The 10322-nt window shown below is 58.0% G+C and carries 9 protein-coding genes and 1 riboswitch; of the genes, 1 reads left to right on the forward strand and 8 read right to left on the reverse strand.

Annotated features, from left to right (window positions below; translation table 11 throughout):
• Positions 1-123: 123 nt before the first annotated feature.
• The 8 genes from tuf to QP915_RS04690 all read right to left on the reverse strand — a co-directional run bounded on the left by tuf (position 124) and on the right by QP915_RS04690 (position 8634).
• Positions 124-1314 carry an elongation factor Tu gene (tuf, locus tag QP915_RS04655; RefSeq protein ID WP_239273828.1) on the reverse strand — a complete coding sequence of 397 codons (1191 nt, stop codon included), beginning with the start codon at positions 1312-1314 and terminating at the stop codon, positions 124-126.
• A gap of 391 nt (positions 1315-1705) precedes the next feature.
• Positions 1706-3835 carry an elongation factor G gene (gene fusA, locus QP915_RS04660; protein WP_284768291.1) on the reverse strand — a complete coding sequence of 710 codons (2130 nt, stop codon included), beginning with the start codon at positions 3833-3835 and terminating at the stop codon, positions 1706-1708.
• 323 nt (positions 3836-4158) lie between these two features.
• Complete coding sequence (gene rpsG / locus QP915_RS04665; protein WP_005322865.1) at positions 4159-4626, reverse strand: 30S ribosomal protein S7; 468 nt, start codon at positions 4624-4626, stop codon at positions 4159-4161.
• Between the two features lie 6 nt (positions 4627-4632).
• Entirely contained in the window at positions 4633-5004 is a 372-nt protein-coding gene (gene rpsL / locus QP915_RS04670; protein ID WP_238800416.1) for a 30S ribosomal protein S12, read from the reverse strand.
• Positions 5005-5236: 232 nt separating this feature from the next.
• Positions 5237-5788, reverse strand: coding sequence for a nucleoside/nucleotide kinase family protein (locus tag QP915_RS04675; RefSeq protein WP_284768292.1), 552 nt, complete (start codon positions 5786-5788; stop codon positions 5237-5239).
• 26 nt (positions 5789-5814) lie between these two features.
• On the reverse strand, positions 5815-6585 hold the full coding sequence (locus QP915_RS04680) for an energy-coupling factor transporter transmembrane component T family protein (RefSeq protein WP_284768293.1): 771 nt from the start codon (positions 6583-6585) through the stop codon (positions 5815-5817).
• Complete coding sequence (locus tag QP915_RS04685) at positions 6578-8005, reverse strand: ABC transporter ATP-binding protein (protein ID WP_284768294.1); 1428 nt, start codon at positions 8003-8005, stop codon at positions 6578-6580. Before QP915_RS04685 ends, QP915_RS04680 begins: the two co-directional genes overlap by 8 nt.
• Positions 8006-8019: 14 nt before the next feature.
• Positions 8020-8634 carry an ECF transporter S component gene (locus tag QP915_RS04690; protein WP_239278137.1) on the reverse strand — a complete coding sequence of 205 codons (615 nt, stop codon included), beginning with the start codon at positions 8632-8634 and terminating at the stop codon, positions 8020-8022.
• Positions 8624-8756: riboswitch (TPP riboswitch) on the reverse strand. It overlaps the preceding gene by 11 nt.
• A 178-nt stretch (positions 8757-8934) precedes the next feature.
• Here QP915_RS04690 and QP915_RS04695 point away from each other — a divergent pair.
• A protein-coding gene (locus tag QP915_RS04695) for an IS3 family transposase (protein ID WP_502869322.1) occupies positions 8935-10277 on the forward strand; the annotation gives its coding sequence in 2 pieces (ribosomal slippage) (positions 8935-9376 and positions 9376-10277; 1344 coding nt in all).
• Positions 10278-10322: the final 45 nt, after the last annotated feature.

Consider the following 10322-nt stretch of genomic DNA (forward strand, 5'->3'; position numbering starts at 1 on the left):
TGCGGCACTAAATACTCGCGGTAGTTCTACGCGCAGCTGCGGTGGCCAGAGAGCAAAAAATCCGCCCCACCCGAAGGTGGAGCGGACTCTTTAAAGCTCTACTGAGCGGTTACGGGGTATCGATTACTCGATAACCTTGGTAACGCGGCCAGCGCCGACGGTGCGGGAGCCCTCGCGGATAGCGAAGCGCAGGCCCTCGTCCATAGCGACCGGCTGGATGAGCTCAACGGACATCTCAACGTTGTCGCCAGGCATAACCATCTCGGTGCCCTCTGGCAGGTTAACAACACCGGTAACGTCAGTGGTACGGAAGTAGAACTGCGGACGGTAGTTGTTCATGAACGGGGTGTGGCGGCCGCCCTCTTCCTTCTTCAGGACGTAGACAGAACCCTCGAACTTGGTGTGCGGGGTGTAAGCGCCCGGCTTGATAACAACCTGGCCACGCTCAACGTCCTCACGCTTGGTACCACGCAGAAGCAGGCCACAGTTGTCGCCAGCCTCGGTGTAGTCCATCATCTTGCGGAACATCTCGATACCGGTAACGGTGGTGGTCTGGGACTTCTCCTGGATACCGATGATCTCAACGTCCTCGTTGACTTCCAGACGGCCACGCTCAACACGGCCGGTAACAACGGTACCGCGGCCGGTAATGGTGAAGATGTCCTCGATAGGCATCAGGAACGGCTGGTCGGTAGCGCGCTGCGGATCCGGGATGGAGTTGTCGCAGGCTTCCATCAGGTCAACGACGGACTGTACCCACTTGTCCTCGCCCTCGAGAGCCTTCAGAGCGGAGATGTGAACGATAGGAGCTTCCTCATCGTAGTCCTGCTCTGCGAGCAGCTCACGGATCTCCATCTCAACGAGCTCGATGATTTCCTCATCATCAACCATGTCGCACTTGTTCAGTGCAACGAGGATGTAAGGAACGCCAACCTGGCGAGCAAGCAGAACGTGCTCGCGGGTCTGCGGCATCGGGCCATCGGTTGCAGCAACAACCAGGATAGCGCCGTCCATCTGAGCAGCGCCGGTAATCATGTTCTTGATGTAGTCGGCGTGGCCCGGAGCGTCAACGTGTGCGTAGTGGCGCTTCGGGGTGGAGTACTCAACGTGGGAGATGTTGATGGTAATACCGCGCTCCTTCTCCTCAGGAGCCTTGTCGATCATGTCGAACGCGAATGCCTCGTTCTCCTCAGGGTACTGGTCAGCCAGAACCTTGGTGATCGCTGCGGTGGTGGTGGTCTTGCCGTGGTCGACGTGTCCGATGGTGCCGATGTTCACATGCGGCTTCGTACGCTCGAACTTCTCCTTTGCCACTGTATGTCCTCCTGGACTATATGGTGGCTACGACCTTCGCAGCCACGTGGTTGACAGTTGTCATTGGCACCCGACCCACAGTATGTGGGGCAAAGCGCTAATGACGCTTTCTTTACGTGCCAGTTACACGATCCTAGATTTATGTCGCGGTTTTTTCAAACCGCCGTTATAGGAGGTAACCCCGCGAAAAATCGCGGCCATTTCCCTCGACAAGAATCTTTTTAAAAGGATCCTGGGAGGGTAACGGCCGGCTCAATTCACAACTTAGAAGCTTAAGCTGCAAACTCAGCCCGCCGCTACCCTGGCCCAGTTGTCCCGCCCCGCGGCGGGTCTGGCATCTACTGGCGAAGAGTACCAGCCCGACTAAACGCGGAGGAGACGGGGCTAGCGCTTAGTTGGCGCCGCCGGTGCGCTCCTCGATGATCTCCTGTGCCACGGAGGAAGGAACCTCCGCGTAGGAATCGAAGACCATGGTGAAGTTTGCGCGGCCTGCGGTGGACGAACGCAGGTCACCGATGTAACCGAACATCTCGGACAGCGGCACCTTAGCCTTAACGACCTTCGCACCGGAGCGGTCTTCCATTGCGAAGACCTGGCCACGGCGGGAGGAGATGTCACCGTTAACGGTACCCATGTACTCCTCAGGGGTAACAACCTCAACGGCCATCATCGGCTCGAGCAGAACCGGCTTAGCCTTGGCCATTGCTTCCTTGAAGACCTGGGAGCCGGCCAACTTGAAGGCCATCTCGGAGGAGTCGACGTCGTGATAAGCGCCGTCTTCCAGGGTGGCCTTGATGTTGACCATCGGGAAGCCTGCCAGGTAGCCGTACTGCATAGCGTCCTGGATACCAGCGTCGACGGAAGGAATGTATTCCTTCGGAACGCGGCCACCGGTAACGGCATTCTCGAATGCGTAGGTTGCGGACTCGCCCTCTTCCAGGGTCTCTGGGTCCGGGTTGTACGGCTCGATGGTGCAGATAACCTTTGCGAACTGGCCGGAACCACCGGTCTGCTTCTTGTGGGTGTATTCCATGGACTCAACCTTCTTGCGGATGGTCTCACGGTAGGCAACCTGCGGGTTACCGATGTTTGCCTCGACCTTGAACTCGCGCTTCATGCGGTCAACCAGAACGTCGAGGTGGAGCTCGCCCATGCCGCCGATAACGGTCTGGCCGGTCTCTTCATCCAGCTCAACGGTGAAGGTTGGGTCCTCAGCAGCCAGCTTCTGAATGGCGTTACCCAGCTTCTCCTGGTCGGCCTTGGTCTTTGGCTCGATGGAAACCTTGATAACCGGATCCGGGAAGTCCATGGACTCGAGGATGATCTGGTCATCCTTGTCACACAGGGTGTCACCGGTGGTGGTCTCCTTCAGGCCAACAACTGCGTAGATGTTGCCGGCGTCTGCCTGCTCAACAGGGTTCTCCTTGTTGGCGTGCATCTGGAAGAGCTTACCGATGCGCTCCTTCTTGCCCTTGGTGGAGTTCATAACTTCGGTACCCGGGGTGACCTGGCCGGAGTACACGCGGATGAAGTTCAGCTGGCCGAAGAACGGGTGAGCTGCAATCTTGAAGGATAGGGCGGAGAAGGAAGACTCCACGGAAGGCTTACGGGTGAGCTGGTTGTCCTCGTTGCCGACCTCGTGGCCGATAACCTCGCCAACGTCCAGCGGGTTAGGCAGGAAGTCAACGACAGCGTCCAGCAGCGGCTGCACGCCCTTGTTGCGGTAAGCGGTACCGCAGTAAACCGGGTAAACCTCAGAGTTGATGGTGAGCTTGCGGATGCCGGCCTTGAGCTCGTCAATGGTCAGCTCCTCGCCGCCGAAGTACTTCTCCATGAGCTCTTCGTCGGACTCAGCAACGGTCTCAACCAGCTTCTCGCGGTACTCTGCAGCCTTGTCCTTGAGGTCCTCAGGGATCTCTTCGTAGGTAGGCTCAGCACCGGTCTCGACCTTGCCGCGCCAGGTGATGGCCTGCATGTTCAGCAGGTCAACGACGCCGTCGAAGTCATCCTCAGCGCCGATAGGCAGCTGCATAACCAACGGCTTAGCGCCCAGGCGGTCAACGATGGTGGAAACGGTGTAGTAGAAGTCTGCGCCCAGCTTGTCCATCTTGTTGACGAAGCAGATACGCGGAACGTCGTACTTAGCAGCCTGACGCCAGACCTGCTCGGACTGCGGCTCAACGCCTTCCTTACCGTCGAAGACTGCGACGGCGCCATCGAGAACACGGAGGGAACGCTCAACCTCAACGGTGAAGTCAACGTGACCTGGGGTGTCGATGATGTTGATCTGGTTGTTGTTCCAGAAGCAGGTCACGGCAGCGGAGGTAATGGTGATGCCGCGTTCCTTCTCCTGTGCCATCCAGTCAGTGGTGGAAGCACCGTCGTGGGTCTCGCCCACCTTACGGTTAATACCGGTGTAGAAGAGAATACGCTCGGTGGTGGTCGTCTTACCAGCATCGATGTGGGCCATGATGCCGATGTTGCGGACCTTGTTCAGGTCCTTAAGCACTTCTTGTGCCACGTTTATACCCCAACTTAATAGTCGTCGACGCCGTGACCAGGTTTCTGGCTATGACGCCTGCATGGATAAGGTCATGTATCTTTTTGCCACTATTTGGCCGTCCTCGGAGCAGCCTGCCCCTAGACTTCCATCGCTTCAGTGTACTGGACACTCCACGATGCCGCTGGACTGGGCAGGGATACCGCTCAGAGATCACACCCATTAGGGCAAAAAATGGCCCAAGCAAGAGATATGGAGTTTTGGGTTGCCGCGGCGGGAAAGCTGCCGGCAGCCAGCGCGAAACTTGTTTCTCGTTGCTTGGGCCATTGATGTAGGTGCTGAAATTACCAGCGGTAGTGAGCGAAGGCGCGGTTGGCCTCTGCCATCTTGTGAGTATCCTCACGACGCTTAACGGAAGCGCCGAGGCCGTTGGAGGCATCCAGGATCTCGTTTGCGAGACGCTCGATCATGGAGTTCTCGCGACGCTGGCGGGTGAAGGTCACCATCCAGCGCAGTGCCAGGGTGTTAGCGCGGTCAGGGCGAACCTCAACCGGCACCTGGTAGGTTGCGCCACCGACACGGCGGGAGCGAACCTCGAGGTCTGGGCGGATATTGCCCAGTGCCTTCTCCAGGGTGCCAACCGGATCGGTACCGGTCTTCTCGCGGCAAGCCTCGAGAGCGCCGTAGACGATGCGCTCTGCGGTGGACTTCTTGCCGTCCTGGAGGATCTTGTTGACGAGCATGGTGACCTGCTCGGAGTTGTATACCGGGTCCTTGACTACAGGACGCTTCGGAGCAGCATTCTTACGCATTGTTTATTACTGTCCCTTCTTTGCGCCGTAACGGGAACGTGCCTGCTTACGGTCCTTGACACCCTGGGTATCCAGAGCGCCGCGGATGATCTTGTAACGAACACCAGGAAGGTCCTTCACACGGCCGCCGCGAACGAGGACCATGGAGTGCTCCTGCAGGTTGTGGCCCTCGCCCGGAATGTAGGCGGAAACCTCAATACCGGTGGTCAGGCGAACACGAGCAACCTTACGCAGTGCAGAGTTCGGCTTCTTAGGAGTGGTGGTGTACACGCGGGTGCACACACCGCGACGCTGCGGGGAACCCTTCAGCGCAGCGGTAGACACCTCAGAACGCTTGCTGTGGCGGCCCTTGCGGACCAGCTGCTGAATAGTTGGCATTTAACAGTCTTTCTGTCGAATCGCACCACTACCAAGGAAAAGAACCAAACATGCAAAAATGGGCGCTCTTTCCCGGGGCGCTGCCGCATGTCCAGAACTCTTTCCAAGGCCGGTGCCTTGTTAAGGATCAGACTCTTCACCGCGCGCCCAGAAAGGCACGCATAGTGAACTGAGGTTTAGAGTAGCAAACCGATCACGCTTTATACAAAACGCGATCGGCGCCTTCCTCCTGCTAGGACCATTCCCAGACCAGGTCCGCCTCGGCGGCCTTCGTGACAAAGTAGTCCTTTTCCTGTGCTTCCCAGGTTTCAAACCACTGCTCGTAGTCAGGCTCGCGGGCGATGGCGCGTTCACGGCGCTGGTCACGAGGGCCGTCGATAAGCACGCTAACTACCGCTCCCCTTTCCTTTGCTGCTGCGATATTGGCCGGGGTTACCGAGCCCACGCCTTCCACAATGAGGTCATCGCGCACGTCCAGACTAGCCCAGTCTCCAGGGGCGTCTGCCTCCCAATCCCAGCGCCAATAGCCGGGGTTCATGGTGCGCAAAACCTGCTCTGCCACCATGTCCGAGCCCTTGTCCAAACCGTGCCAGCCGGGATAGAACTCATCGAGGTGCACTACCCGCCAGTTGGTGCGCTCGGCCAGCGCGGCGGCAGTCCAGGTTTTTCCGGCGCCCGAAGGGCCGTCGATAAGGACGGTCACTGGTTTGAAGGCACGCTTTCTAGCTGCCGCCAGCGTGACAATATCCTCTAAAAGGCGCTCTTGTTGGCTATCAAAGTCCATGGTCGCTCAATCACTGCTTTCGCGGTTTATAGGCCGAAGAATCTCCAGGCCCCAGTGAGTACCGAAACTACCACCGGTACGAAAGCGAAGACAGTACCTAGGGCCATAATCCACCCATCACGGGCCCGCAGGCGGGACTCGCGAGCCCACGTACGTGCCCCTCCTCTAGGCGGAGTACGACCAAATCCGCGCGCCTCCATTGCCGTGGCCAACTTGCCACCGCGGCGCAGCGCGATGACCAATAGACCAAAAGACATGGTGAGCAGATGCTTGAGCTTACCGACGTCCGTCAGTCCCCTCGCCCTGCGCGCCATACCCAACGACTGCCAGTCAGACTGGAAGAGCGTCATCATGCGCACACCGGCGACCGCTCCAACAACAAAGCGCGAGGGCAGCTTGAGAATCTGCGAGAGCGCATCGCCCAACTCCGTCGGATCAATATCGCGAGCCAAGACCACCATCGGTAAGGCCACGGCAAACACACGCAGCGTGATAGCAATCGCGAGGGTCAGCGAGTTCTGTGTTACCGCGATGAGCCACCAACTGAAGTACTGCCTGCCACCAGGCTCGCCATATAGCAGCATCGAGATGCCAGAAATCGGCGCTATAAGAAAGAGGAACCAACCGGCCTTAAAAAGCCGCACCCATGACACCCCGCACAGCGGTGCGAGGATCAGGGTAAGCGCCAGCGATACCGCGGCCGAGACCCAGTCAATAGATCCCAATAGAGGGGTAACCCAGATAAACATCAAAAAGATGCGGCTAAGCGGGTTAGCCCCGCGCAAAAGATTAGGCACCGGACACCTCCACTCGGCAATCGCCCAAGGCCTGGATGAAAAGCGGGTCATGGGTGATAGAGGCGATAGTGGTGCCGTCATCTGCCAATTGCCGCAGCAAGCACACCAGCTCCACAAACGTTTGGGGGTCTTGCCCAAAGGTGGGCTCATCCAACAGCAACACCGACGGCGCGGTCACCAAGGCAGTAGCCACAGACAGGCGCCGTTTCTCGCCGCCCGAGAGCGTAAACGGATTGGCCTCCAAGAGATGTTCGAGCCGCAGTGATTCCACCAGCTGCGCGATCCTTTCCTCCGGCGGGTCCACGCGCATTACCTTGGGCGCAACGCGCAGCTCTTCGGCCACCGTACGGGCGACGAATTGGTGCTCCGGATTCTGGAAGACAAAGCCTATGCGGTCCGCCAGCTCGCGCGATTTCCAGCGCAGCGGTGACCCTTTGACCCCGCGACGCACGAAATCGGCCACCCCAATTTCCCCGGATTTAGCCGGCAGCAACCCGGCCATGGTCATCAACCAGGTGGACTTACCCGCGCCATTCGGCCCGGTAATGACCGTGGATGCTCCCGCCGGCAGCGCAATCGTGCGCGGCGGACCATAGCGGGTTACGAGGTCGGTGCTCCACAGCGCGGCTTCGCGCTCCGCAAGCTCGGCCTCGCCAAGGCGTCGCGCCTGCGGCAGGCCAGAGACCTGGCGGCGCTTGGCCACCTCCGCGAAGGAAGTATCGGCCACGATGCGCCCGCGGTCCAGCTCCACCGCACGGTCGAGCACACCGTCCCACGCCGCGTGCTGGTGCTCTACCACCACGAGCGTCGCGCCGGTTTCTTCCACCAGCCTAGCCACGGCGCGCACCACATCGCGTGCGCCGGCGGGGTCAAGGTTGGCCGTGGGTTCATCGAGAAGTACTACGCCCGCCCCCATAGCGATGACGCCGGCGAGCGCCAAGCGCTGCTTCTGCCCACCGGAGAGCCGCTCGGTGGGAAAGTCCAGGTCCACGAAAGGCCCAACCAGTTCCTTGGCTGCGGCCACACGGCGCCAGATTTCCTCGCGCGGATACGCCAGGTTCTCGCAGCCGAAAGCAATGTCATCACCCACGCGCGCGGAGATCACCTGCGAATCCGGATCCTGAAGCACCAGCCCCACTGGGATGGTACGGCCTGGTTCCTCGACCATGCCGGTGGAATCTTCTAAGAGAATTTCACCAGTGCGGGTTCCTTCCTCATCGGAACCCAGCACTCCGGCCATCGCCGCAAGGAAGGTAGACTTTCCCGATCCAGAGTCGCCGCATAAAAGCACGCGTTCTCCCGGCTCGATGATCAGGTCAATATCGGATAGCGCCGGTTCGCTGCGCCCGGCATGAGTCCAGCCGAATCCTCGGGCCGTTATCTTGGTGGCGTTTCCCGCCAATGATGCACAATCAGACACGGACACAACACGCCCTAAGCGCGCTGTTCACGGCCTGCGGCAAAGCGATCCAGGGCCCCGGTTTTAGCCAGGGCTTTCACCACGAAGAAACCCAGCGCACCGGCCAAGATAGCGCCGGAGATGTTCAGAGTCACAAAGTAGATGAGCTTGAACTCGAAGGAACGAGCCAGGTTGCCGGAGGTAAACAGCTCCAGGATGAAGGCACCCCAGCCAGCTGCCATGCCGGCCAGAATGGATACTCCCAGGCCAAACTTGCGGTACAGGAAGATGGCCAGGATGATTTCCACGCCAATGCCCTGTGCCAAGCCCGAGTACAGGGTGCTAGGGCCCCACTGGGAGCCCAGCATTGCAGAAACGGTTGCGGCAAGAACCTCCACATAGACAGCCGCACCTGGCTTGCGAATAATCAGACCACCAAGCACACCGCCAATAAGCCAGATACCCGTAGCGATACCGCCGAGGCCTGGAGTCACAGCGTCCATGGCCTCAAACCAGGCATAGCCCACTGCATTCCACCCCAAGAACACAAAGCCACAAGCCACGCCTAGAACGGACGCCACCACAATATCGACCACGCGCCAGTTCAGGCTGCGCTTCGGGGCAGCAGACGCACGTGTATTAGTAGTCAAAATTTCCTCCCTCTCGCCGGCATTATCCGGATCAGGTTCAACGGTTCACCGCGCATCTGGCGGCATCTCAGCCCGACACAGCTGCAAAACAGAGCAGCGCGCAAGCACCCGTGAAGTGTGCAATTTTCAATAACTTAGGCCGCACTCCTTTAAAGGTGTCTGGCCAAAAGCTGCATTCATACTAGCAAAGCAGTCTAGCGGTGCTCCCTAGACATCGAAACAGCCCCGCCTTCCTATCGTTGAACTGCTCCCCATTAGTTGGACTGAGAGATCAGTTTCTAACTAGTGGGGAGTATTTTTATGAGAGCACGAAGTTCTTTGAGTGAATCTCAGCGCGAGCAGCTCGTTGATTTGTTTGAGCAAGGGCTGGGCTATGCGGCGGCGGCTCATCGGTTAGGAGTTGGCCTCTATTCTGTAAAGAGATTTGAGCGTCGTTTCAAGCTGCATGGCAGACTATGTCTTGTGGAGAGACCAACTAATCAGCACTTTTCCTTCGAGGTGAAGAAGGAAGTTGTCGATCGGTTCATTGCCGGCCAGTCCAAGATGGAACTGGCTAGGGAGTTTGGTTTGTCATCGGATCAACTTGTCGCTAATTGGGTGAGGGCTTGGCGTGCGGGTGGTGATGAAGCGTTGCAGCCGAAACCGAAGGGACGACCGAAAGGCAGTGCCCGCTCGATACCGTTGACCGAGGAAGATCGGCTCCGCCGAGAGGTGGAGAAACTACGGGCAGAAAATGCGTACTTAAAAAAATTGCGGGACTTGAGGAACCAGCGACGAGGCTGAAAGTAGAAGCTATCGTCATCCTCAAGTCAGCCCACCGCCTGGAGGACCTACTGGTTGCGGCAGGTCTTGCCCGGTCAACATTTTTCTATCACCAACAACGCCTCACCATGGCTGATAAACATGCCCAGCTCAAGCAGGCAATCGTCGATGTCTTTGAGCGTATGAACCGTCGTTATGGTTACCGGCGGGTGCATGCTCAGCTACGCCGGGAAGGATGGGTGGTCAACCATAAGCTGGTCTACAAGCTCATGGATCAACTAGGGCTTAAATCCAAGATCAGGGCGAAAAAGAAGTACAACTCGTACAAAGGCACGGTAAGTCACATCGCAAGCAATGTGTTGAATCGATGTTTCACACCTGATGAGCCAAATACGGTGTGGGCAAGTGACGTCACGGAGTTTCGCGTTGCTGGCACCAAGGTCTACCTGTCGCCGATCATGGACTTATGCGATCGGTCGATCGTGTCGTACAGCGTTTCAACCTCACCGAATACGGCGTTTACGTCGCAATCTTTACGCGATGCCATCGCGCAAGAATCACCAGATAAAGGCTTGCTTGTACATACCGACCAAGGATTCCAATATCAGCATTCCAGCTGGCGCACACTCATCACAGGTATCGATGGCACACAATCGATGTCAAGGAAAGGAAACTGTTACGACAATGCGGTAATGGAAAACTTCTTCGGACACCTCAAATCAGAGATGTACCACGGGGAATCATTCACCAGTCTGGAGGCGTTCTACCACGCAATTGATGACTACATCCGTTGGTACAACCATGAACGCATCCAAAAACGACTCAAGGGCCTGACTCCGATGCAATACCGGAACCAGACCCTTGAAGCCCTAACCGCCTAGAATTAAACCAGTCCAACTTTCGGGGGCCAGTTCACGTTCAGGAAG

It is taken from the genome of Corynebacterium sp. MSK158 (assembly GCF_030229085.1).
In the GTDB taxonomy this organism is placed as follows: Bacteria; Actinomycetota; Actinomycetes; order Mycobacteriales; family Mycobacteriaceae; genus Corynebacterium.